Origin of the sequence: Paenibacillus lautus (assembly GCF_050482385.1) — a bacterium.
GTDB lineage: Bacteria > Bacillota > Bacilli > Paenibacillales > Paenibacillaceae > Paenibacillus_AQ > Paenibacillus_AQ lautus_B.
Genome location: NZ_JBCNHV010000016.1, coordinates 1 through 25142 on the forward strand (window position 1 = coordinate 1; position 25142 = coordinate 25142).

The following is a 25142-nucleotide window of genomic DNA, read 5'->3' on the forward strand; positions in this document are numbered from 1 at the left end:
TAAAAATTGGGGTGCAGTTCATTGGTTAACCCAAAGTCGGCTTTTTTGCGCTTTTCCTTATGCTCGTGATACGACCCTCATCTGAACTCCATTCTTAGGCCGAAGGGTAATTAATGGCATGGGAATCAAAGGTTCCTTATTCAGCATTTCCAGACGGTAACGCTGGCCGATGGTGGCCATCACCAGGGTTACTTCCATCATGCCCATATGATTCCCTATGCAGGAACGCGCTCCTCCTCCGAAAGGAAAGTAGGCAAATTGCGGGAGCTGCTGAATAAATTCCTCGGTCCAGCGCTCCGGAATAAAGTCCTCTACCAGATCAAAATATTTGGGATTCCGATGCATCAGATACTGACTCATAAAAAAGCCATCGCCTGGATCGAATTCCCATTTCCCGATTTGCACCTTATTTACGGCATCGTACCCAATGGTCCAAGCGGCAGGGAACTTGCGCATGGACTCCATAATAATTTGCCGCAAATAAGTCAAAGACGCCATATCGGACAGTTCCGGATCACGCCCCTGAAGCACCCTGTCCAATTCTTCATGAAACTTCGCTTCTACCTCAGGATGGGTAGCCAGCAAATACCAGGTCCATCCTAAGGTGCTTGCCGTTGTTCCCTGGCCTGACACAAAAATATTCATGACTTGGTTGCGCAGTTGTTCCTCCGTTACTCTCTTGCCGGTTGTATTCTGGCTTGCCTTCATCAGGATCGAGAGCAGGTCTCCATGCTGATCCTCTTCGCCTTCTGCACGCCGAGCGTCGATAATCCTGCTGTGCGAGTTGAACAGCGTGGAATGTAGGCAAAAGAAACCGTCCCCTCCGATAGTTTTCTGGTGTTATTCCATACACGCGTTTGAAAGCTCTTCCGAATACATCATGGGATTCGAAGCCGTAGTCATATGCTATCTCTGCTATTTTATCATTGCTATTCCTTAATCGTTCGGCAGCAAGATCTAGTTTGCGACCGCGTACATATGACATGACGGTGAAGCCGGTGTACGCCTCAAACACGCGCAAAAAATGTGACTTAGAGAAGCCGGCCAACGCTACAAGCGACTCACACCGAATGTCTTCCTGCACATGCGTTTCAATATAATTAAGTACGGATTGAATTCTTTGCTCATAGTCCATGGATGTGCACCTCCATGGCGTTCATTGTAGCATGGAGAAAAATAGGTTTCTCGATGTTTTTTCTCTTATCGGAGAGAATCGTTATGCGGTTGGCCTTCCCAAACCCTCCCTCTGAGCTAAGAACTAGCATCGTTAAATCAAAAAAAATCCGCGGAACCCGCGGATTTTAATGCATGATAGATTATTTATTGAAAGTGACCTTCTCTGAACTGCCCTCAAGAACGATCGACGTGTCTCGTGGCTTCGTTTCCGCGATTTTGCGGCCGCCTCTGAACGAATAAAGCACTGCGGCCTGTTTGCGTATAGCCTCATATTCGTTCTCCGCTTCAAGAACGATAAAGTTGGCAGGCTTGCCTTCTTCAATACCGTACACATCCTCGATATGCAGCGTTCTTGCGCTATTTTTCGTAATGAGATCGATCGAGTTCACGATTTGATCGTAACCTAGCAACTGCGATGCATGGATGCCCATGTGCAGCACCTGAAGCATGTTGCCCGTACCTAGCGGATACCATGGATCAAAGATGTCATCGTGACCGAAGCATACATTAAGACCGGCTTCCTGCAGCTCTTTGACTCGAGTCAGCCCTCTTCTTTTCGGATACGTGTCGAAGCGTCCCTGAAGGTGGATGTTGACCAGAGGATTGGAGACGAAATTTAAGTCAGCCATCTTCAGCAATCTAAACAATTTATACGTATATGCATCATTGTATGACCCCATCGCCGTCGTGTGGCTTGCCGTCGTGCGGGAGCCCAGTCCGCGTTCGTAGGCTTCTTTGGCCACGACTTCCACGAAACGGGATTGCTCGTCATCAATTTCGTCACAATGGATGTCGATGAGACGGTCGTATTTTTCGGCGAGGTCAAACGCAACCTTCATCGAATCAACGCCATATTCCCTCGTGAATTCGAAGTGCGGAATGCCGCCGACCACGTCAACGCCCATTTTCAGCGACTCTTCCAGCAATTCCGCTCCGTTCGGGTAGGAGTGAATGCCTTCCTGCGGGAAAGCGACAAGCTGGATGTCAATGTAGGGTGCCATTTCTTCTTTAACTTCCAGCATTGCTTTAACTGCGGTCAAGCTTGGATCGGTGACGTCTACATGCGTCCGTACATGTTGGATGCCCTGCGCCATCTGCCACTTTAATGCCGTTTTGGAGCGCGTTTTGACGTCTTCATGCGTCAAGAACGCCTTGCGTTCTGACCATCGCTGGATGCCTTCGAACAACGTTCCGCTCAAATTCCACTCCGGCTCGCCCGCCGTTAATGTTGTGTCCAGATGAATGTGAGGTTCAATGAACGGCGGCAGCACAAGCGAGCCGCCCACGTCAATGACTTCCTCATTTGTAGTTGTTTCCAATGACTGCGTGATTTGTTCAAACTTCCCGTCTTTCACGACGATATTCCATAAACCTTCTTTACCCCGCAATTTTGCGTTCTGTATAATCATTTGTTTTCCCCTTTTCTTTGGATTCTTTGGCTGGAACGACCAGCATTAACACGATGTAGGCCACTGCCGTACCGATCAGTGCGTTCAATGGCGTGATTCCCGGAGCCAGCTGGGCGAAGGCAACGCCGATGGCCCAAGCTACCATCGCTATCCAGTTTACCTTCTTGAAAGTCATGTCGGCAAACGGTTTATAGTTTCTGCGCTTCACGAAGAAGTAGTCCGCAATGATGATGGCCCCGATGGACGGGATCGCCGCGCCCAGCACATTCAGGAAACCGACGAAATTGTTGTACATCCACATGGCCAATAGGGTACCTACAATGCCGTTTACAATAACGAAAAACTTTTTCGAAATTTTCGTGATGTTGGCAAATCCCAGTCCGGAAGCGTAAAGGGCATTATCGTTGGTCGTCCAGATATTCAGCCCCAGTACGATGATCGCGGGAATGATCAAGCCTTGCAGGAACATGACCTCCGAGATATCTGCCTGCTTATATGCCATTGCGCCGACTGCGCCGAACAGGAACATAAGTGAGTTCCCCAGGAAGAACGCAATGACCGTTGCGGTAACCGCCTGCCGGGACGTACGGGAAAACCGGGCGAAATCGGGTGTCAGCGTACCGCCGCTTATGAATGACCCGATACAAATGGTCAAAGCCGCTGCCGCGGTGATTGTCTGGGTCGGAGTGTAATCGAGCAATCCTTGCAGCCCGCCCAAGGAGCCTGCCCCTTCGAACATGGAGTAACCGCCGAGAATGGTAATAGCCGGAACCGCAATATAGCCCAGAATGACGAGCGTCTTCATGCCGAAAATGGCTGATGCCGTCATGGCAAGACCAAACAGGAAGATCAACAGGTACACGTTCCAACCCATCACTTTGGCGACCGGTATGGCGAACATGGCGACGCCGACGCCGAACCAACCAACTTGCGTGAAGCCGAGCAGGAACGAAGGCAGGTACGACCCTTTCTCACCGAACGCATATTTTGCCAGCAAATGCGTGGAAAGGCCCGTTTTGGCAGCGATATGTGCCAGCGCTCCCGTATAGATGCCGAGTGCCAAATTGCCCGCAAGCACGATTCCTATGAACTCCATGAACGTCAAGCCGACTCCGAGCGTCCCCCCTGCCAGCATGCTTGCCGAAAAGAAAGTGAACCCTAACATGACGGATAACGTCTTCCAAAAATGATTTCTCTGCGTTTTCGGTACCGCTTCCCACGAAAACTCTTGATCTTGTTTGCTCATCAGAATACCTCCAGGTTAAAGTGTTCTGATACCAAAGAAGCAGAAAAAAAAGGCTACTCGTCAAGTTCTCAAACTGACAAGTAGCCTCTTTTACACATCATAACCCGCGCGAAGACGCAGAGCATCCCCTGAAGGAATACGCACTGTTCCTCGCGTGATTATAAAAATCCGCTGCCCTTGCCAGCCTCTCTGGACTGAATTAAAGGTACCAGTATTCAATTACATTCTATTATTTTGGAAAAACCTTCAGTTGTCAATGTTATAATTATCCAATGGTTCAAATCCTCTTAATCAGTTTTCCTTATGTATAGCTCCAAATAGTTTTAAAAATAATTGCTCGCCTCAACATTCGTATCTCCAATACTCTGTTATAAGAATATTTGCGGATTTGTCATAGTGATTCAGGGGCACAACCCGGAAATTCAATACGTTATTCTATCTAAAGTTATCCCTTCCTCGTCACAACCGATTTGAAGAAGCTGCTTCTCCAAAATCCATGCATCCGTATGCTCTATGAAGAAATGAATCCCTTCTATGGATTGAATCCATACAGGATCGATCGGTGTTGTATTGGCATTTAGCCCCACCGTGAAAGCATCTGAACCTCCACCTGCGTATTTAGCATAAATTCTTACGTGTTGTCCCTCTTCCAAGCCCCAGTCATGCTTAAAAGAATAGATTGCTCTATCAGATACTACCAGTGACTTCATTCATATTTCTCCTTCTCTAATCGCATTTTTTAACTTCGCCACGATAATTCGCCATTCTGAAACTAGCTCCGCATCCACAAGAAGCTTTTGCATTGGGATTATTCATGGTGAAGCCGCCTAACATCCCGCTTTCTTCATAGTCAATGACAAGACCTTCAATGAACTCAACGCTATTAGCATGCACCAGGATGCGGAACTCTCCTTGGTTCAGTATGATATCTCTATCTCCTTGCAATTCATCCACGGTAAGCGTGTAAGATAGTCCACTGCAGCCCCCTTCTTCAATGCCTACCCTGAGAAACGAATTAGGAATGTTTTCGTTTGCAATTATTTCGGCTACTTTTCTTGAAGCTGTTTCAGTGATCTGAATCAATGCATGTCCCTCCAAATGATTGTGTATATATTGAACTCGGATACTTAGTAAACATTTCCCTTTACAAAGTATACGGTACATTTCGTTTTTGACTTTGTCAACATTTTTGTTTAAAATGTGCTGGTTCGCGTAAGAACGAATTGCAATTGTTTCAACATGTTCTTGGATATGATGTTACTGTCGAACGGATTGAGTACATTCTATCAGGTGGAAGAAGCTGCATTTACAGGGTTCATAAAAGAAGAATCCCCTCCAAGTGAACTTAATGTGCTTTTACACACAGTCTACTTGAAGGGGATCTTATCCATTTGAAGATCGTTGTTCTGCGACTCTAAAAGTTCATATGGGCCTTGTACTTTTCTTCATCACCCCATTTCCAATTGTGCTTTTTAGTTATAGACTTCTGTAACTATATTTATAGCATCCTTAGCTATAATGAGCGTGTCACAATTAAGAATATCATATACATTTAGCGAGTTGGCTTCAGTGGTCTGCACATCTGGAATGTTATTTGCACTTTTATACACGATGTGATCCACCTCAGGTGTTACAATTAGCACTTTCTTATTGGCATGAAGAGCTTTAAGCATCGCGACAATACCTTTTGTCCTGTAGCTTTCAAGCTTAATATGGTCAACTACAATGAGTTCATCATTTTGTACTTTGGCGGATAAAGCTGATTTGATCGCAAGACGTTTAACCTTTTTATTGAGACGATATCCATAGTCACGAGGTTTGGGACCGAACGCGATACCTCCGTGACGCCAGTGCGGCATACGAATGGAACCCGCTCGAGATCTATTAATTTTATTTTGTTTATAGGGTTTTCTGCCTCCCCCTCTAACTTCGCCACGAGTTAAAGTCGAGTGTGTCCCGCTACGCTTGTTCGCAAGATGGTTAACAACAGCTTCATGCAGAACCGATTCGTTGGGGATAATACCGAAGATGGATTCTTCAAGTTCCATTTCACCCGTAATTTTACCTTCCATATTATAAATAGAAAAGTTTAACAAACTTAGCTACCTCCTGATTATCATCGTAAAAAAGTGGATTTCATTATAGGAACGAACAGCTCAAAAGTGAGCAGAAATCATGATAATCAGTAGTTTATTGGATTTTGAATATCAACATTTTCTTTCTACTCACTTATATTACAATCGAAGTATCCACGATAACATCCATCACTTCGACCCCCTCTTGGTGCAAATTTAAATGGTTAATACCCAATGTGCCCCTTACATTTACACGATAACAGATAGAAAATTCATGATCTATATACAAAACGATGCTGTAGTATTTTATATTTGTTAACTCAGAACTAATGCTAATTAACATGTAGTGTGTACTCAGAGTGCAGATTTCTTCTTTTCATTATAAAAATCCCTTCAAGAGTAACAGTGCTCGTGTTTAGCACTCTTGAAGGGAAAAGTAGGCATCTATTTCTGATATATTATTTTTCTGATGGCATAGGTTGATAAAAAGAATGATTCTGCGAGTTCCTCGACTGAAGCGCCAGCTAAATATGCATTCAGAATATCATTATTTCTTTTGTTAATCTCTTTTCGTGCGCCGGACAGCTCTCCCCAGACTTTATGTTCATTTTTTTTAGCGGGTATATAGAGGTATTCTCCTTGTATATAATCCTGCAGTTTTTCAACTAGTTCCTCCGGCAAGACGACAGTAGCATTAATATATCTCACGAACGACTCACTCCTTGAAATTATAGTTCAAGTAGCAAAGCCAGTTTAAATTTTGTTGGCTACTCCATGCAAATGCTGAAAACCGGCTCTGCATGGAGAATCACATGTGTTATCGATGTATTTTTATGGGACATTGTATTCCCCCTGGTCAGTTGATCGAGTTATTAAATTTTCCCGTTTGATCCATATAGTTGGCCGCATGCTGCGTTAATGTCTGATCCAAATTGGGTCCTGACGGTAACGTTAATCCCCTTTGACTTCAAGATTTTAAGGAACATATTGATGCTGTTCTGATCCGACTCTACAAAACTTTGTGATGTGGCATCAGTAGAATTGTAAGGGATTAGATTGACATGATATAAATGTTCCCATGACCCTCTGCCACGCAACAAATCTGCAACAGCTTCAGCATGTTTAGTTGAATCGTTGATACCCCTCAGCAGGATATAAGCAATGTAGACCTTTCGCTTCGTTTGTTGAATATGCTCATCCAACACGGTCATAACTTCTTCCAATGGAAAATGGTTGTTAATTGGCATTAACTCACTTCGCTGATCATTAAACGGTGAATGTAGGGAGAAGGTTAAATTAATCTGTGGAAATTCCTTCGTCAACTTTTTTACTCCAGGTAATATACCTATTGTGGAAACCGTAATTCTTCGATGTCCTAAACCGAAATGTTTAGGATCCGTCAGCATATGCAATGCATCAAATACATATGGGTTTGCGAGTGCCTCTCCCATCCCCATAAAGGACACACTGTCCAAGGGATAGTTATTCAAAGTAAAGTAAAGAAGTTGATCCGTTATTTCATCCGTTGTGAGATTCCTTTTCAAACCAAGTGTTCCCGTAGCACAAAATGTACAACCAAATCCGCAACCACACTGCGAAGAGATACAATAGGATTCCCATCCCGTTTTATAACTTAGCCTTACGGACTCAATGTATTCATCGCCAGGGATGGCAAACAGCATTTTACTAACTTGATTCGATTTCTGCTCCATTTTTGGTGTAATGCTTAACACATTGTTCCCAAGCTCTTTGATTAATTCATTTCTTAATGGTTTAGGCAAGTTGTTCATTGCTTCAAAAGTTCCAATCCTGTTCCTGAAGATTGCCTCTGTTATTTGCGAATATCTATAATTCGGTTGCTTTAGAGCCGATAAGATCTTACGAATTTTCTCATACTTCGATAAATGCTTCATATCTATCTCCCTTTAAACGGAGAAAACGCAAAAAAGCACCAGCTTACCGGTGCTTTTTTGCGTACATTAACCTAACTATACCTATACAGAAATAAGAGACTACCTATAAATAAGTCACGAACTGTATATATGCATAGAAGGATAAAGTTCCGGTATCTGATTTGTTATTTTGTGAACCTGATCAAACATCGCCTTAAATGACAGGTTCACATTTACATCTACAATTTCAGAAGCAGTCATCACTTTATCCCTCCCATTCAAATTCATCATTGTAATCACATGAAAAACTTAACACAATTTATAACTTACGGTCAAGAAGTGTTGTCATTTACGTTATATCTCTGCCTTCTTTGGTTCTGGCAATATGTAGAGACGCGATAAATGAAAGCTTCGCCTACAATTTAATCAACACTTCCGTGCCGTCCTGAGTCTGGACATCGACCAGAACCGTCCCTTTGCAACCTTGCAACTCCTTGATGAGCTGCCTGATCGCTTGCTTCGTGCTTTCGTTTTCGAGAATCGACAGCACCAGCTCAATCCCGAACCGGCTGCTGTCCGAATCGAAATCATCCTTCCGGCTCAAGTGCTCACCCGCGTGTCCATCGTGCCTGCTCAGCCAATCCTTCATTTTACGCTGGACTAAATTGGAAGTAATGATACCGCTCCCCATACGCAATACGGCATATGGGACTGGAATCGTAAAAGCGTGCTCCTTGCTCTTAACCTTCACAATCATCATGATCCATCACTCAATCACTACGGTGACGGTATCCTTTTCACCGGAGCGGATGTCAACGATTTGCCCGTCAAGCTCGTTCTCGATTGCATCGATCAGCAGGTCGATGTCGATATCTTTCACATATTTCGCGGCCTGCGGAATATTAGACGCAATGCTGTGCCCCGCTCCGAGAACAGCCTTTACCAGTTTAATCGGCAAATTGATGGTGACATTATCGTTCTCTTGGGAGGTTACCCGTATTTTCAACGTTTTGTCTAAATAACCGCCGGATGAAGGTGAGAATTTCTTCGAATAGTCGGGTTTCCCCAGCACCTGCACGGCATGTGATGGATGAGCCGTTTGCTTCTCCTTTAGCGCGTCGATCAATTCCGAAGCCTTGTCAGAATCAATTTTGCCTTCCTGCATCATGGACAGCACTTTACTGATTTCTTCTTTCATCGTTTCTTCCTCCTAAAAGTTTTTGTGAACGATGCTTCCTGAATCGGCTTCGTAAAAACTCGCTTCGGAAGCATAGGCTCATTCATCCTTCAACATTTTGACCGCTTCATCCGCGGTGATATCGCCATTCTCCAGCATGGAAATGACTTTCTTCTCATCAACTTCCGGCTTCTTCCGCGTATCATATCCGAGGGCTGCAATGATATCATTGAGCTTGCCCCGCACCGTCGGGTAAGATATACCCAGCTCTTTCTCCACTTCCTTTATATTGCCTCTGTTTACTAGAAAGGTGATCACAAAATGGAGCTGTTCGGGCGAGAGTAGAGCCAGCTTCGATAATTCAAATGTGTTCTCAATTGTCGTCCGGCAATGTCCGCATTCCAGCTTGACGGCGTGCAGCGGATGGTCGCATACAGGACACTGTGTGATGATGGGATATTTCATACTCTACTCCTTTCTTTTTTTGAATTATAAATCAATACATTTAATTTGTAAACGCATATTAAATTAATTTATTTAATTTTATTATTAATTTTATTTATTTTGTGAGTTATTATCCCAAAAAATTTAAACTGCTTTATTCAAAAAAGAAAGCCTCGACGGATCCATCAGGATGGAGCCCAGTTTCAACCGGGTTCATCCTATTGACTCGATGTGACTCTTTTCCAAAACCTCGATCACTTAAGTGGGACTCTTCCTATAACAAAAAAGCTGCGAGTTGGTGACTCCTTAAGCTACATTTTCTTATCCTCCGGTAAAAAACGGATTGGTCTGTCAGACCATCTTTGCTATGCTGTTATCAAACATTGGAAACGGGAGATGAAGCATGAATGCATAAAATACTGATCGTGGACGATGAAGCGGATCTTCGAAAGCTGCTGACCGATTACTTTGAAATCAACGGGTATTTCGTTATGACGGCCAAGGACAGCCGGCAGGCGCTGGAAAAAATAGAACAAGGACCCGATCTCGTTTTGCTCGATATCAACATGCCTGGGCAGAACGGCCTTGAAGTATGCGAAATCATCAGAGATTTCGTCTCGTGCCCAATCTTATTTTTAACCGCTCGAGTCGAAGATGCCGATAAAGTAGCCGGCTTTCGGGCAGGAGGCGATGACTATATCCTGAAACCTTTTAGTATTCGTGAGCTCGGCGCCAGGGTCGAAGCGCATTTGCGCAGGGAACAGCGAATTCAAACGAAAACCTCGGTGCGGTTTAACAATGATTTGATTCTAAACTATACGTCCCGAGAGTTCTATTTCCAGGATACACGCATTCCTATGGCTAAAAAAGAGTTTGATATTATCGAATTGCTGTCCTTGAATCCCGGCATGGTGTTTGAGAAGGAGCGCATTTACGAAAAAATTTGGGGTCTTGACGAAGAAGGCGATAGCAGCGTTATCGCGGAGCATATTCGACGAATTCGCGCCAAATTAAAGGAATACAGCTGCGATAACCGAATCGAGACGGTTTGGGGAGTAGGATACAAATGGTCGAGATCATGAATAGGCTGCTGCTAAAACGACTTTCCTTGCTGCAATCGTTTATCCTGTTATGCGTTCTCACGCTCTTTGCCGTACTGGCCATCATCACGATAGAGTTCGCCTGGGCAGAGAACCTCCGGCTGCGTTTTGGTGAGACCGCTTGGATTCTGCCCTGCCTCGTCGCGGCGGTACTGCTGACCGTGGCCTTCGGAATTGTCACCATGGCCATTCTATTTTACAGATGGAAACTAAAACGTCCGCTGGAGATATTGAAGCAAGCATCCGAGAATATTTCGGCCAACGATCTAGACTTCCGCATCTCCTATGACAGCCGAGACGAGATGGGCGAGCTGATCACCATTTTTGAAAACATGCGCTCACAATTGGAAAAAAATATAAGGGCAATCTGGCGTTCGGTTGAGGAGCGCAAGCAGCTCAATGCGATTTTCGCCCATGATCTGAGGACGCCCCTATCTGTGCTGAAAGGGTACGCGGAGTTTCTCGCCACCTATTACCCCGAGAAGAAGTTGTCAGAAGAAAAGGTGCTGGACCTGATCCATACCATGAACCTTCACATCGTGCGTCTGGAAAACTATGCGGAGGCCATGAACTCGATTCAGAAGCTGGAGGACGTCCCGCTGCATCGCCAACCGATGGATATGATCTCGTTGACGGTTTTGCTGAACGACAGTGCCGAACAAATTGCTGCACAACTCGGCAAAAGCTTCGTCTCTTCCATCGAAAACGCAAATACCGAAATAAACGTAGATGCCCATGTCATCATGCAGGTTTTCGAGAATCTGCTAGCCAATGCGGCGCGATACGCAACCAGTCAGGTGAACGCTTGTTATGTCATCCAGGATGACTCAATAAATATTACCGTCACGGACGACGGACCCGGTTTCTCGGACGAAGCCTTGGACAAGGCTGCGCTTCCTTTTTACCGCGGGGAGGTGTGGGATGCGACCGAACATCGTGGACTAGGACTTTATGTTTGCAAGGTGCTTTGCGAAATACATGATGGGAGCCTGCAGGTCGAAAATAGAACTCACGGTGGTGGGTGCGTGACGGCGAGTTTTGGAATGGAGTTGATAAATAGTTGAAAATTATCCGTTAGCATTTCCTTATCACGAATGAAGGAGTGCTATGATGCCGAAAACAAAACAAAGAATGCTGATCGCAATTACCTGCTTGCTTCTGTTATGGAACGTGTTGGCGAAGCCCGTATCCGCGTTGGAAGTCCGAGACCGTACCGAAACTTTGGGGGACATTGACGAATACATGATTCGGAGCATGAAGGCCAATCACATCGGAGGTGCGTCTGTAGCGATATCCCATAACGACGAGGTCTTCTATACAAAAGGCTACGGTACATTTGCTGATGGCCAAAGCATTACGAATGATACACCTTTTCCCATTGCTTCGCTAAGCAAGTCCATTACCGCTTTAGCCGTGCTGCAGCTGGTAGGTAAAGGTCGGATTGATCTGGATAAGGTTTATGTTTCCTATTTTCCCGAACTTTCGCCTCGGGATTCCCGTGTCCGTGACATTACGGTCCGACATTTATTGAATCAGACCAGCGGCCTTAACGACAGAACAAATCCCGATATGACGAGGACTCCGCAATTCCAATCACTGCTTGTGGCAAACCGGTTATTAAACGATGTTGAGCTCGCCCATAAACCTGGAACAACCTACAGCTACCATAATCCCAACTACGTGCTGTTGGCGAACCTCGTAGAAAGAATAAGCGGAGAACGTTTTTGGGATTACCTGGATCGTCATATTTTTAAACCTCTGGGTATGAACCATACCTTCAGTGTCAGCACTACGCAGCAAATCAATGGGAATGAAGCTATCCCACCGGGTCATTACTCGATTCTAGGTCGTTCCTTGAGTTACTCGGAGCCGCTGTGGTTTATTGACGGTCCCGCAGGTATCGTTTCAACCGCGGGAGACATGTCCAAGTGGATGATTGCCCAGTATAGCGGCAACTTTCTTCCCCCGGCGCTGATGAATCAATTTCATTCAGCCGGAGACATTGCACCGTATGGCATGGGTTGGCTCGTAGATCAAGATGAATCAGGCGGTCGAACGATCTCCCACAGCGGGATTTTCTGGACGTACAAGTCGGAAGAAACGGTTTATTTGGACGAGCAGATCGGGATCGCGGTGATGTTTAATTCAGGATTGAACGCTTTTGTGAATTACTCGGCGTTTATCGATGGGATCTCGGATATTATGAGGGGAAAGCAGCCCGAAATCTCTTTTTTTAACGACCGAAACATGGAAACCATCATGATTGTGCTGATCCTCACGACGCTTGTATGGGGAGCGTATGGCTATGTTCGTATCCGCCGGAGGAAGAAACGGCTAGGAACCATTAATTTGATTCTGATCATGGTCGGAAGGCTGATTCCTATCCTAATTCTGTTGTCCCTCTCCCCACTAGTAACGTTTATCGGCGGAGGACGCGTGCTGCCTTGGTTCGGCCTCTGGACTACCCTGTCGTCACCCATCATATGGCTTGTTGTATGGTCACTTGTCAATCTTGTGCATTTGGCTGCTTATATAACATCTATGTTCAACCACACAAAGAATGGCCAATTGAAGGCTGACAAGCGATAAAGCGACATCCAAGCCAACAACAGGTTCCCTCTCTTCACTCCACATCTTGGGTTTCACCGGCCCTTTCCACGATGGTTCCAAATCCATAGCTTCGCTTGATACGGACTCTACCGCTCTAAGTTAGGCATTGTGTTAAAATGCATCGTCAAACATACGTTCCATTTGATCTGCCTCTGTAGAAACTGCGAAAAAGACAAATGACCCCTTCGTCTTTAATACATGATGATCGACCAGAAAGTATTCATCTGGTCGATAATCCTTGAATTTTATTTTTTGTGCTTCGATTCGTTGCTCCATATTCTCTTTGACGCTTTCTGCCTGACGCTCATCCTTTAGCTTGATGACGGCCAATTCATCAGCTTTTACATTCGATGTTGACGTATAAAGGATAAAATCATCCACGCTGTCTGCATCAATCTTATACAATTTCTGCAGCTTATTCAGATCCTGCTTTTTCATTTCTTTTAGGCTCACTGCCTGTTCGATACTTTTGCCGATTTCGGTGGCCGACAGATGTTCTTGTGTCTTGTCATCCTTGCCTGAGCAACCGGACAAAACACCAATTACGACGACGAATGCAAGCATAACCGGGTAAAAACTTCCTTTCCCTGTCCATTGTTTTTTCATTTTGATCACTCCGTTAAATTTGTTATGGATGGGTCCTCAAAAAACGTATTCGCATTATAAAGCAATAGCATCTCCTGGATCCCCTGTTCGTTCACGAACGATGTCAAATCTTCCTCATAGTACCGAAGGTCTATCACATGTATTTCGCTATAATGTTTTAATAAGAAAGGAATGAGGCTGTTAGCATACGAATCTTTGACCACCAGCAGCTTTCTCCCGTTCGTATTAGACGTTTTAATTTGGATAAGCGCATGGTTACCGTTTAGAAACATCGCGTATTTATCCTTCTTTTGCAGCTGTTCCAGCGCATACAATGAATCCGTGGTCTTCCCTTCGTCTACATACGTTACGGTATATTTCTCTGGATCCTTTGGCAGATACAGCTCCATACGATCGGGTTGTACATGCCTGAAACCGCTTTTTGAATACAGCGAGCCGTAAAATTCACGGGTTACTTGCCAAATATTAAACTCTTCCTTATTCAGCTGTGTCAGTCCCATTTGCTTGCAAAGCTCCAGGTAGGCGGCATAAGCGCCTTGAGTCGTCCAATGATGATCGGTTTTATAAAAAATGGGTTGCTCCCGTTCAGCAAATAAAGCGGGAAACACATCGACAAAACGAATATTGGAATGCAGCAAGCGCCGGACCTTTTCCAGGTACGCTTCTTCATCGCCGACCATAGCATATTTCGGGAGCTTATCTTTATACAGAGCCGCTGCCGTTGGCACCAGCATCACATATTTGTGTAACGCGGGCGTGGCGTGGTCAAACGCATGAATGGCATCAACCTTCTCCTCTAAATCCTCTTCTGCCGGGGGAATAAAATTCTGAATCAGATACCCGTCTTTGCCGATATAAATTCCGTTGCTCTCCTTTTTCCCCATCATGCGGTCCGTATCGGTTTTTGCCCCGATCCAAAAGTCTCTGAAAACAAATTGGTCGGACACATATTTTTCGAAATCAAGAGTGAAAGCTCCAGACACCAATGCTTTCAGCGAGAAATGCGGCAACTGCTCCAGCATCCGGTTCTCAGATTCCGAAAATGTACGCTCCGGCGCCACAAGATTGTGAGCGGTGATGACTCCTATAAATATCAGCAGCAATAAGGCCAGCAACTTCCGGTTGATTTTGTCATATTTGTCCATAGCTGTCCCCTTTTAAAATCGAAAGTATAAAAACGGATTGTAGGTTGCATTGACCAAATACGCTGTCGACAGAACCATGAATAGAAAATAGATAACCGGAACGGTGATTATACCCGCCATTCTCCATTTTTCCTTTATGAAGGATAACATCTTTCCCGGAAGCGGAGTCGCACAGAATGCCAATACGACTAGTAATACAACATTCGCAGACAAATCGTAGAGCGCCTGCTGATCCGCAAAACCATGCCCAGCGAAGCCGAACATCACGCCGATGAAACGCCCAGCAGAAGCCAAATGGTCCATTTCGAACAAAACCCAGCCGATGATGACGACAAGAAGCGTATAGACATGGCCGACAATAGCGAATCTGCGTTCCAGCCATCGCAGAAGCAATAGTTTCTCGATCATCACAAAGAAACCGAAATACAAGCCCCATACGATAAAATTCCAGCTGGCGCCATGCCATAAACCGGTTAAAAACCATACGATCAATAGATTCCGGAGCTGCTTCATATGCCCTGACCTATTTCCGCCTAGCGGTATATAAACGTACTCCCGAAACCAGCTGCCGAGCGAAATATGCCATCTCCTCCAAAATTCGGTTACACTTTTGGAAATATAGGGATAACGAAAGTTTTCCATGAAATCAAATCCGAACATTTTGCCTAGTCCGCGGGCCATATCAGAATATCCGCTGAAATCAAAATAGATTTGCAGTGTGAATGCGGTAATGCCAAGCCAGGCGGATAGTACACTCAATTCCTCGATCGGCGTCGTTTTAACACTTGTCCACAATAATCCAATATTGTTGGCCAGCAGCACTTTTTTGGCAAGTCCTCTGATGAACAGCTCTGCACCTTCGCCAAAACGGTCCAGCGACACCTTACGGGAAACGAGCTGCCCCGCAATGTCGCCGTATTTAACAATGGGACCGGCTACAAGCTGCGGGAACATGGTCACATACGCCCCAAAAGAGATGAAATTCTTTTGCACGGGCACTTTGTCCAAGTAGACGTCAACGATATAAGACATCGTCTGAAACGTATAAAATGATATGCCTACAGGTAGTGGCAAATCGGCCACTTGGATATTTAGATGAAATAACGGGTTGATATTTTCCACCACAAAATTAGCATATTTGAAAAACCCGAGAATACCCAGACTGCCGGCCATCGAACCGATAAAAATCGATCTGGCAATCAGCTTGCGATGTCTATACTTATCGATCAGCAGCCCGTTGATATAATCGAAGACCGTGGAGAAGATCATGATGAAAATGTATAACGGCTCTCCCCATGCATAAAAAATCAGGCTGACGACAAGTAGGACTGCATTTCGAAATTTCATCGGAGATACGTAATAAATCAGAAGGGTGATCGGCAGAAAGAGGAACAGAAATATTAGGCTGCTAAAGACCAATATGTACACCCCCAAATTGGCTGATCCATTGCATGCTATTCCACTTGATCTTTGAGCAAGTCCAACATTCTTGTGTAAAACTCCGGTTTAAAATGAATGCCGTCCGAGTCATACAAATCATCTGAGTCGTTTGAGAATACGGGGGATAAATCAACAAATCCAATGTTCTCTTTCTCTGCCAGCTCTCTTATGCCTTGGTTATAATCGTTGATATTTTTGTATCTCGGTTCCAGCTCTTCCGCTTTCCGCGTTACCGGAGTTACCGATAAAAGGGTTATTTGGGCTTGTGGAAGTTTTTCCTTGATCGTACCGATCAGTTTCGCATAGTTTTTCATAGAATAGGCTTTAGGGTTATCCGTTGGCCATAAAATGTCATCCGAACCTAAGTGGATAAAGATATGTTCCGGGGCCCGCTTGGTCAATTCATCCATATCTTCAAGTGCGAATTCCGCCGTTTTTCCTGCGCCTGCCAGAACATTCTCCTCTTTCAGCACATCATGGAAAGATAAACCCTCCGTAATGGAATCCCCAAAAAATACGCTGTTCTGGAAGAGTGCTTGATACGCGGTTTCTGAGCCTTTTGATTCCGTTGCCTGTCCTTGGCTTTGAGTGGTCGGTTGCTGCGGACTCGAGCTTGTGGATTCGTTTCCGCATGCTGCTAAAGCAAGTGTAATACTCCCAAGGAGTAGTGTTGCAACTATTTTTTTCATGTAATATGTTCCTCTCTTTAATTTAAATTTAGATTCTAAAATTCCGTCCAGTATGGAGCTTGCCATCACCAGCGGAGACTAAAGGATGATGATCAGCGAGCTGCCATTCTACATACGTTCTCTCCTCCTCCTGAAAAAAGTGTAATCGCCGGAGATAAAGATAAGGTGCAGATGATATCAAACTTTCGTAGAGTATTAGGCTTAGGCTGCGGCAAACAAAAAGGAGCTGTCCCTGACAGGTCCTTAAAAGACCTTCAAGTACAGCTCCCTGTTTTAAAGGATGCTATTTCTGCATCTACAAGCGATGATCCTTTTGAAAATTCAAGTGAACATGCTCGTTATCGTCGTAAACACCAAATTGGTAGCCTTCTTCTTCGTAGAATTCGATGATCTCCGGAAGAACCTGCAGCGTTTGCGGCTTTTCGTGCATCAATACGACTTCCCAATCGACTTTTGTTGCTTGTTTGATGTTCTCGAGAATTTGATCCGGGTGATCCTTCAGTTGCCAATCATTCGATTCAATGGTCCAATCCCAAATCTTGATTCCTTCTTGGGCAATTTGGTCCCGCAGCATCTTATCGTCCAGTCCAGGCACTGAACCGTATGGCGGTCGCACCAAATTCGGCCGTTTACCTGTAATTTCATGGATGAACGCCAAGTTGTCTTTCATCTCAGATACGAATTGCCTGTCTTCATACAGTCTATTGTATTGGTGAGTCATGCTGTGCCCGCCAATATAGTGTCCCTCGTCTGCTGCACGCTTCACGACACTTTGCAGATCCTTGCGCTGCAGGTTGCTTCCTTGCATGAAAAAAGTCGCCTTTACGCCATATTGCTGCAACACGTCAAGAAACTCCCCCGTCCATTCGCTCGGACCGTCGTCAAACGTTAAATAAACCATCTTCCCTTCCGGTTTAGGCTTGTTAACATTCCCTGTAACCAGTTGGTTCACAGACTGTTCTCCATGCTGACCCGAAACGGGAGCCTGATCCCATAGCATCCATCTCATCAGACAAAAACAAAGCAAACCAATGGCTGCAATCGAAACGATTCGCCGTCTTCGTTTTTTTGTTTTAAGCTTTCTTTTCCTCAGACTCTGATCAAGGTCTGTCCCTGCTGTCATTTTCGATCCATCCCCTCTCTCAAAAAGAAATGATAATGGGGGAAGGTGCAGAAAAGGTGCAGATGAAATAAATATAAGAAAAACGTCTATCAACGAAAAGTCAATTATTTATTACCGAGTTGTTCCGCCAAACCGATTAGAAGTCCTTCAATTCCACGAATGTAGCAGAGCCGATAGGAGTCCTCGTACTGAACCACTTCGCCAACGAGCTGAGCACCATACTTTGTGAGTCTGGATACCATTTCGTCAATGTCTTCAACGGTGAACATGACGCGTAAATAACCGAGGGCATTTACAGGAGCAGTTCGGTGATCTGATATAGTAGGTGGGGTGAGAAATCGCGAAAGTTCAAGTCGGCTGTGGCCATCTGGGGTAACCATCATAGCAATCTCTACACACTGTGAACCCAGCCCGGTTACGCGACCAGCCCATTCACCTTCGACAGTAGCTCGCCCTTCGAGCTTCAAGCCAATCTCCTCGAAGAAAGAGATTGCGTCATCAAGGGATTCTACAACGATGCCAACATTGTCCATTCTTAGTAAATTGTTTTTTGCCATAATTTTATCTCCTTATGTGTACAAATGTATTACCTGATCATCTTCATATTTATTCTATCAAGAATTACTAATTCCTTCCAAACGATTAACATCTTGTCACAGTTCATGATAACAAAGATAGGTCACAGTATAGTAAAATGTGAAATTTGGTTTTCGGACATTAAATTAACTTTTATTTAACATAGCCTAAATTAAAAAAGCGTAGAACCGCGGTTCTACGCTTTTTTATTCAAATGAAAATAGAATAAGACTCCATTGGGAGTATTGGTTACACCATATGGGACACCATGCATTTCCAGAATCTTTTTGGAGATGGAAAGGCCAAGCCCGGTCCCTCCAGTCGATCGTTTTCGGGAAGGCTCGCCGCGATAAAACCGGTCCCAGATCTTCTCAAGCTGTTCGCCTTGAATGTGGGCTCCTTTATTTTCAATGCATACTTTAACGGTGTCGCCATCTTCCAAGATGCTGACGTGAATGGACTCATGCTCCGGCGTATAGCGAATCGCGTTGCTGAGGAAATTGACAACGACTTGCTCAATTCGCCGCTCATTTGCCAGCACTTCGACAGGTTTCAGTGACAGATCAAGATGTAATTGCTTTGCCTCGATGTCGGTTGCCAATTTTGCGCATACCCGCTCGATAACGGCGTCGATATAAAAAGAATCCATATCCATGGTATACGTTCCGGATTCATATTTGGCCAATTCCAGCATATCCACGATCAGCAGATCCATTCTCTTGACTTCGTCCTCCATCGCCTTGAAGTAATAATCCCTTTTATGGCTTGCCACCCCGTCCTTCATAATGGCCAGGCAGCTCTGAATGACACTTAGAGGAGTTTTCAGCTCATGGGATACGCCGGATATAAATTCTTTTCTCGTGTTCTCCAGCTGCTTTTCTTTCTCGATGTCCTGCTCAAGCCGAAGAATATGAGAGTGTAGGCGCTCGGAGAGCTCGTTAATGTTGCGTGACAAGTCCCCTATTTCATCCTTCGTTATAATTGGAATTTTTTCCGAAAAATCAAGGTCCGCCATTTGCCGTGTGGTACGGTTGATGCGCAGCAGCGGCCGAGTGATCTGACGAGAATAATAGAACGATGCCAGCACCACGAGAAGCAGAGTGGCAATAATGATGTAGACATAGTATTCCTTGATCATCCCTGCGGCTTCATTAACCGGCTGAAGTGACGTCATCGCGAACAGATATGCGGGATTCCCGTCGCGATCTTGAATGCGGTCTACAAAGATTTTGTAATTCACGTGATTTTCTTCATAATCTACGATCTGATAATCGTTCTTGCTATCCTGCCAATCGCCGTACAAAAGATCTGCTTGGAAAGCTTTAATACGTTCCAGTAACAAGTGATTGGTATAACGCGAGACTCCAGCACCTTCCGGTATCCGAACTTTCGTAATGATACCTTTGACCAAAAACGTGGGATATTGCTCATGATATTCGATCGGATTTGCATATCGAGTGACGACCTCGTACTCTTTGCTCACCATCTGCCGATTTTCCAGCCGACTTTCATCTCTTAGACTGGAATCGCCCCTCCCCATCCGCTGGATAACTGGCTGGCCATTCATAATCAAGCCTTCCATTGCGATCTCTTCCCCTTCTTGAATCCACGGAGTGAGGAACGAATTATCGCCGCTGAATTCCTCTACGTTGATCACACTATATAGAGGGATGGTCATCGTTTTATTGGAAAACATAGCGTCATCCGAATGTCTCAGCTTGATTTCCATGAAGAAATCATCGGTGTACTTTAAATTACCTCGGGTGTCCACAGTCGTGATCCAGGTGTTATGCTTTTGATAAAAGTTTTGCTCCAGCTTTGCCGTCCCCTGCGTGTCTACTGCATAATCCAGGTAGTCTTGTTCATAAGCCTGAAGCGCCGCGTTCACGTCCTTCACTTTCTGATGAACATAAAACTGTTTGAAAAATACGGTTTGCCCTATAAAAATTACGGCAAGAATGAACAAGCATAATCCCGTCGTGAATAGGAACAGCTTAAGAACAATGCCTTTTTTCATAAGTTCTCCTCGAATTTATAACCTGATCGAACGATCGTGGCAATATGCTTGGCATGCTCCCCCAACTTGGAACGCAAATTACGGATATGGCTGTTGACAGTCCGATCGTCGCCGACAAAATCATACCCCCAGATTTTTGTAATCAGCTGTTCTCTGGTTATAATAATTCCTTTGTTTTTCATCAGATAAGCCAAAATTTCAAATTCCGTATGGGTCAAACTGCAGTTTTCCCCATCCACCGTAACCGTTCGGGATGGAAAGTGGATGGAAATACCGTTGCTGGACAATGTATCGTCTTCTTGTTCCCGGGTCTGTCTGCTCTCCAAAAGCCGCTTTGCCCGTGCCAGCAAGATTGGAGGGCTGTACGGCTTGGTTACGTAATCGTCGGCTCCCAGTTCGAAACCCATCAAGGTATCATCCTCATCCGAACGGGCTGTCAGCATGATAATCGGAACGTTTGATACTTTTCGGATGCGTTTGCATACGGACCACCCGTCCAATTCAGGGAGCATGATATCCAGAATGATCAGATCCAGCTCATGTTCCTGGAATAGCGCCAGAGCTTTTTTGCCATCGTCCGCTTCAAGCACTTCATAACCTTCTTCAAGCAAATAATCTTTTATGATTTCTCGTAAAATAAACTCATCTTCTACAATCATTATTGTTTTAGACATGTGACAACCTCTCAAGTTTTAATGAGCTTAACATTAGCCCCTCAGACTCACCAGTATGTGCTTCATTTGGATAGTAACACGTTTTCAAATACTAGACAAACGTTGTTCTCGAGACACAACTCTTATCTATTTTGGGACTAAAATCGCAAAATTTCTGCTCACCTAAACCTGCGACATCCCTACTTTACGAATTCCATCAGGTAATCCAGAAGCAGCGGATAGAAATCCGGCTTGAAATGAACGCCATTGTACGCGTAGCTGATTTTGTTGGCCGCGAAGTGAGGTGACAAGTCTACGTAATCGACTTTCATTTCATCGGCCAACTGATCAAGTGCCTGGTTGAAGTCCGTAATGTTCGTGTACCGAGCCTCTTGCTTCCGGGCGTTCTCGTCGACTGGCGGGATCGACAGGATGTGAATATCAGTCTTGGGCAGCTTGATCCGAATGCTGCTGATCAGCTGGCGATAGTTCTCGATGAATGTCTGCCTGTCCGACATCCGAATGTCATTGCTGCCCAGCAGAATGAATATATGCTCCGGCGCATGGTTGGCGAGTTTCTCGACATTCATGAGGGTGAGATCGAGCGTCGCACCGCTTGGGGCGATAACATTCGTCGAATCCAGTTTGTTAAGGTAGGACAACGCGCCCAGGATGGAATCCCCCAGGAAAACGCTATTGCTGAACGCTTTTTTATAGGTTTCGTTCGGATCGATGACCAACGGACCACGCGGCTGCTGGGCCAGATCCGTCTGCTCCTTCAAATAGCCCAAGAGGATTGGGTAAAATGTGTTCTTGAAATGAGAGCCGTCTTCATCGTATTGAATCTTGTGCTGCCTGAAAATGGGGGCAAGGTCAATGAAGTCTACTCCCTTCTCCTTAGCCATCTTCTGCAGGGCCGCATTGAATGTTTCAATCTGCGGGTTCATGGTCGCACTGAACGGCGTTGCGGTATCTACCGGCGTAATCGACAGTACGTACACGCGCGCAGTCGGCAATGGTTCCCTTATATGATCAACTAGTTGGGTGTAACGCTGTATGAACGTCTTCTTCGCTTCCTCCGTTGGTTCCCCCAGATCGTTCTGCCCCATTGACAGGAACACATGCGTCGGCTTGCGGCTCGTGATTTCTTCGACGTTGTCCAACGTAGATTGGACTGTTGCGCCCAGTCCCCCCATAACGTTTGCTCCAGGCAGCAGGTCCTCATTCGTCAGTCCTCCGATAATAGAGTCGCCTACGAACAAACTGCTGCCGAACATTTCCTGGACGCCGTTCACAGGCTCCTGCGTCGTAGCGAGCTGAGACTGACCCGTGTCGTCAGCCGCACTGCAGGCGACGAGAGTCGATAGTATCGCTGTTGACAGAAAAATGCTTACCCATCGTTGTATCATTTTCATACACCATAACTCCTTTCTTGCAAGTATCCATATCATAGGATAGAGATATCAATTTCAGGTGCAGAAAAGATCAATTCGTCTTATTTTTTTGATTTTATACTGTCGAACACAATAGAGCTCCAATGACAAAATAGATAAGGCACCCAACCTTAGTTCGGTTCTCAACCGGACTAGGATTGTGTGCCTTCAACCCAGAAATATCAATAATCTAATAGACGACCATTATCGTTCCATTGACCGTACATTTTATTTTCTCTCGTGTTGGTTATGAATTTGTCTAATCTGCTCTTAAATAATTCTGGCTGATTCTTATTGCTTTGTATCGTGTCGATCCGAACTCTTTTATAAAGATCTGGAAATGCCATGAAATTCTCATAAACTAGCTTTTCCTCTTTTAGCCTTTGTTCTATGACCACATCTATTCTGAAAGAACCGTGATCCATGTCAGGAAGAACCCTCCTGCCTTCGTCACTCATGAACCCCAACTTTTCGAGACGGCGGACACGTTCTTTATTTAATTCAGTCCATGAGCTTTTTTTACTTCTAGGAGAAAGTCTCTGAGCCAGCTCGGTTTCGGACATTTTCTTTTTGACTCCATCAATCCATCCAAAGCATAAGGCTTCCTCAACGACGTCCAAATATAACAACTTATTAGGGGTTGGCGTCATACTAACCAGGACCCAGCAAGACTTCTCAGTCTTGCCATGGTTCTGCAGCCAAATCCTTAAATCCTCTCTCGATTTTGCTGGAATTACATGCTCAATTTCCATAGATAAAATACAATACCTTTCTAAAAGGAATCGTAAAAATGGCCTTTAAATGCAAGGCCATTTTTAAATATGTTACTGTTTGTTTGAAATGACTTTATCAAGAAATTTATCTGCGTCGCTATTAAATTTCCAGGCAACTCCGAACTGATCAACCAGCATTCCAAAGCACGAAGACCAAGGTGTATTGGATAACGGCATCACAACATGGCCGCCAACAGACAAATGATTAAAGTATTCTTCCAATGTTTGTTTATCATCCATGACTATACTAATAATTACGTTGTTTCCTTTCACTAACTCACCGGTTACCGCCTTCATGGAAGGCAAAATATCCGACATCATCATTTTCCCGCCTGCAAATTCTACCGAAGACTCCATGATCATATCGAGTTCATTTTCTGGCAACGGATAGTTTGGATCCTGCGGAAAATCCCTAAATTTCACTTTTTTTACCTCGTTCGCATTTAGAGCCTCCGAATAAAATTCAATTGCTCTTTCTGCGATTCCATCAAAGTTTAAATATACAATAGCTGACATAAAGTTGTACCTCCTTCTTTTGATAAATGAAGTATAATTTATTAGTGGTGACAGACGCATGTCACCATTTTAAAATTTGTACCAAAAGAGGGGCAGCTATGGAGAAGGTTGAGAGATTAATATCTATTATCATGATATTGCTGAAAAAAGATATCGTTTCAACAAAAGAATTTGCACAATTATTTAACGTTTCCAAAAGAACGATTCTTCGCGATATGGAAACACTGAGCTTATCCAACATTCCCATCTATTCAGTTCATGGAGTTCATGGCGGGTACGGTATTATGGATGAATACAAGGTGGATAAACGTCTTTTAAGCAGCTCCGACTTAGAAAATATATTGACTGCGCTCGGCGGATTGGAACAAATTCTAATTAGCGAGGAAGTTGAAATCACGATTAGAAAAATGGAAGCCATGGTTCACCCCATGTCACTGAAAAGTTCAGTCCGACTATCATTTTATGATTGGGTGGGTCGGTCTGAGATTCTTCAAACCTTGAAGACGTGCCAGGAATCGATATCAGGGAAAAAGTTAATTTCATTTGATTATATAGATAAAAATGGCATGATAACGAATCGAATTGTTGAGCCGTATCAGCTTCATTTTAGCGAAACGAGTTGGTATTTGAAGGGATTCTGCTTACATCGTCAGAGATATAGAACATTTAAATTATCCAGGATCGACAATCTCAATATGGATGAACAAACATTTATTCCTAGAGATTATAAATTAGAACAAGATGAAGCAGGTTATCAACCCCAACTTGTTGCTATCAAGGCGTTGATTGCGCCTAGTATCAAAGATCAATTCATTGAAAGATACGGTCGCAAGAGTATTGAAAACTATAATTCCGAATATTTCTTAGCCACTATCCATGTTCCTCAGAACAGTATTGGATTTCAATTTTTAGCAAGTTTCGGTACGAATCTAAAAATCGTAGAACCTCAATCCTATGTTGAAGAATTCCGTAATTATTTGCTTGAAATGGTCAATATATATTCCTGAAAGCTTTAAAAATGCCACAGATCTGCACAAATCCG

The 25142-nt window shown here is 44.5% G+C and carries 26 protein-coding genes and 1 pseudogene; 4 read left to right on the top strand and 23 right to left on the bottom strand.

Features of this window, described 5'->3' with window-relative positions; all coding sequences use genetic code 11:
- Positions 1-57 precede the first annotated feature (57 nt).
- The 12 genes and pseudogenes from ABEW73_RS20175 to ABEW73_RS20230 form a co-directional block, all read right to left on the bottom strand.
- Positions 58-828, bottom strand: a complete 771-nt coding sequence (locus ABEW73_RS20175) for a cytochrome P450 (RefSeq protein ID WP_430206397.1) — start codon at positions 826-828, stop codon at positions 58-60.
- 4 nt (positions 829-832) lie between these two features.
- Positions 833-1135: pseudogene (locus ABEW73_RS20180) on the bottom strand (helix-turn-helix domain-containing protein); the annotation flags it as partial.
- Positions 1136-1316: 181 nt separating this feature from the next.
- Positions 1317-2585, bottom strand: coding sequence for a cytosine deaminase (locus ABEW73_RS20185; RefSeq protein ID WP_430168224.1), 1269 nt, complete (start codon positions 2583-2585; stop codon positions 1317-1319).
- Positions 2554-3831, bottom strand: a complete 1278-nt coding sequence (gene codB / locus ABEW73_RS20190) for a cytosine permease (RefSeq protein ID WP_430168221.1) — start codon at positions 3829-3831, stop codon at positions 2554-2556. Before codB ends, ABEW73_RS20185 begins: the two co-directional genes overlap by 32 nt.
- Positions 3832-4253: 422 nt before the next feature.
- Positions 4254-4541 (bottom strand): hypothetical protein, encoded by a 288-nt coding sequence (locus ABEW73_RS20195; RefSeq protein ID WP_430168219.1) that lies wholly within the window; start codon positions 4539-4541, stop codon positions 4254-4256.
- A gap of 16 nt (positions 4542-4557) precedes the next feature.
- Entirely contained in the window at positions 4558-4914 is a 357-nt protein-coding gene (locus ABEW73_RS20200; protein WP_430168217.1) for a HesB/IscA family protein, read from the bottom strand.
- 389 nt (positions 4915-5303) lie between these two features.
- Complete coding sequence (rplD, locus tag ABEW73_RS20205; protein ID WP_430168254.1) at positions 5304-5903, bottom strand: 50S ribosomal protein L4; 600 nt, start codon at positions 5901-5903, stop codon at positions 5304-5306.
- Positions 5904-6350: 447 nt separating this feature from the next.
- A complete protein-coding gene (locus tag ABEW73_RS20210) occupies positions 6351-6614 on the bottom strand; it encodes a CD3324 family protein (RefSeq protein WP_076321494.1) in 264 nt (87 codons plus the stop codon).
- 164 nt (positions 6615-6778) lie between these two features.
- Positions 6779-7819 carry a Cfr family 23S rRNA (adenine(2503)-C(8))-methyltransferase gene (locus ABEW73_RS20215; RefSeq protein ID WP_430168214.1) on the bottom strand — a complete coding sequence of 347 codons (1041 nt, stop codon included), beginning with the start codon at positions 7817-7819 and terminating at the stop codon, positions 6779-6781.
- 394 nt (positions 7820-8213) lie between these two features.
- Positions 8214-8558: a hypothetical protein gene (locus ABEW73_RS20220; RefSeq protein WP_430168211.1), complete on the bottom strand. Its 345-nt coding sequence runs from the start codon at positions 8556-8558 to the stop codon at positions 8214-8216.
- A 6-nt stretch (positions 8559-8564) separates the two neighbouring features.
- The gene (locus tag ABEW73_RS20225) at positions 8565-8996 is read right to left on the bottom strand and encodes an SHOCT-like domain-containing protein (protein WP_430168208.1); all 432 of its coding nucleotides are present in this window, start codon (positions 8994-8996) and stop codon (positions 8565-8567) included.
- Positions 8997-9074: 78 nt separating this feature from the next.
- Positions 9075-9440: a DUF2089 domain-containing protein gene (locus ABEW73_RS20230; protein ID WP_430168205.1), complete on the bottom strand. Its 366-nt coding sequence runs from the start codon at positions 9438-9440 to the stop codon at positions 9075-9077.
- A gap of 386 nt (positions 9441-9826) precedes the next feature.
- Here ABEW73_RS20230 and ABEW73_RS20235 point away from each other — a divergent pair, with 386 nt between their 5' ends.
- Genes ABEW73_RS20235 through ABEW73_RS20245 form a run of 3 tightly spaced genes read left to right on the top strand, consistent with a single transcriptional unit; the run spans position 9827 to position 13108 of the window.
- Positions 9827-10501 (top strand): response regulator transcription factor, encoded by a 675-nt coding sequence (locus ABEW73_RS20235; RefSeq protein WP_430168204.1) that lies wholly within the window; start codon positions 9827-9829, stop codon positions 10499-10501.
- Complete coding sequence (locus ABEW73_RS20240; protein ID WP_430168201.1) at positions 10486-11583, top strand: ATP-binding protein; 1098 nt, start codon at positions 10486-10488, stop codon at positions 11581-11583. Before ABEW73_RS20235 ends, ABEW73_RS20240 begins: the two co-directional genes overlap by 16 nt.
- Positions 11584-11629: 46 nt before the next feature.
- The gene (locus ABEW73_RS20245) at positions 11630-13108 is read left to right on the top strand and encodes a serine hydrolase domain-containing protein (RefSeq protein ID WP_430168199.1); all 1479 of its coding nucleotides are present in this window, start codon (positions 11630-11632) and stop codon (positions 13106-13108) included.
- Positions 13109-13240: 132 nt separating this feature from the next.
- Here the strand turns inward: ABEW73_RS20245 and ABEW73_RS20250 are convergent, their stop codons facing one another.
- The 11 genes from ABEW73_RS20250 to ABEW73_RS20300 form a co-directional block, all read right to left on the bottom strand.
- Positions 13241-13735, bottom strand: a complete 495-nt coding sequence (locus ABEW73_RS20250) for a DUF4358 domain-containing protein (RefSeq protein ID WP_430168196.1) — start codon at positions 13733-13735, stop codon at positions 13241-13243.
- 5 nt (positions 13736-13740) lie between these two features.
- On the bottom strand, positions 13741-14880 hold the full coding sequence (locus ABEW73_RS20255) for a DHHW family protein (protein WP_430168193.1): 1140 nt from the start codon (positions 14878-14880) through the stop codon (positions 13741-13743).
- A gap of 12 nt (positions 14881-14892) precedes the next feature.
- Positions 14893-16299 (bottom strand): MBOAT family O-acyltransferase, encoded by a 1407-nt coding sequence (locus ABEW73_RS20260; protein WP_430168190.1) that lies wholly within the window; start codon positions 16297-16299, stop codon positions 14893-14895.
- Positions 16300-16334: 35 nt separating this feature from the next.
- Positions 16335-17009 (bottom strand): GDSL-type esterase/lipase family protein, encoded by a 675-nt coding sequence (locus ABEW73_RS20265; RefSeq protein ID WP_430168252.1) that lies wholly within the window; start codon positions 17007-17009, stop codon positions 16335-16337.
- 295 nt (positions 17010-17304) lie between these two features.
- On the bottom strand, positions 17305-18132 hold the full coding sequence (locus tag ABEW73_RS20270) for a polysaccharide deacetylase family protein (RefSeq protein WP_430168187.1): 828 nt from the start codon (positions 18130-18132) through the stop codon (positions 17305-17307).
- A gap of 104 nt (positions 18133-18236) precedes the next feature.
- Positions 18237-18689 (bottom strand): VOC family protein, encoded by a 453-nt coding sequence (locus ABEW73_RS20275; protein ID WP_430168186.1) that lies wholly within the window; start codon positions 18687-18689, stop codon positions 18237-18239.
- A 215-nt stretch (positions 18690-18904) separates the two neighbouring features.
- Positions 18905-20725, bottom strand: a complete 1821-nt coding sequence (locus ABEW73_RS20280) for a sensor histidine kinase (protein WP_430168184.1) — start codon at positions 20723-20725, stop codon at positions 18905-18907.
- On the bottom strand, positions 20722-21399 hold the full coding sequence (locus ABEW73_RS20285; RefSeq protein WP_430168182.1) for a response regulator transcription factor: 678 nt from the start codon (positions 21397-21399) through the stop codon (positions 20722-20724). Before ABEW73_RS20285 ends, ABEW73_RS20280 begins: the two co-directional genes overlap by 4 nt.
- A gap of 179 nt (positions 21400-21578) precedes the next feature.
- A complete protein-coding gene (locus tag ABEW73_RS20290; protein WP_430168180.1) occupies positions 21579-22793 on the bottom strand; it encodes a GDSL-type esterase/lipase family protein in 1215 nt (404 codons plus the stop codon).
- Positions 22794-22993: 200 nt separating this feature from the next.
- Positions 22994-23563, bottom strand: coding sequence for a YdeI/OmpD-associated family protein (locus tag ABEW73_RS20295; protein WP_430168177.1), 570 nt, complete (start codon positions 23561-23563; stop codon positions 22994-22996).
- Between the two features lie 72 nt (positions 23564-23635).
- A complete protein-coding gene (locus ABEW73_RS20300; protein WP_430168174.1) occupies positions 23636-24100 on the bottom strand; it encodes a VOC family protein in 465 nt (154 codons plus the stop codon).
- Positions 24101-24198: 98 nt separating this feature from the next.
- Between ABEW73_RS20300 and ABEW73_RS20305 the strand changes: the two genes are divergently transcribed.
- A complete protein-coding gene (locus ABEW73_RS20305) occupies positions 24199-25107 on the top strand; it encodes a helix-turn-helix transcriptional regulator (RefSeq protein WP_430168171.1) in 909 nt (302 codons plus the stop codon).
- The last annotated feature ends 35 nt before the right edge of the window (positions 25108-25142 follow it).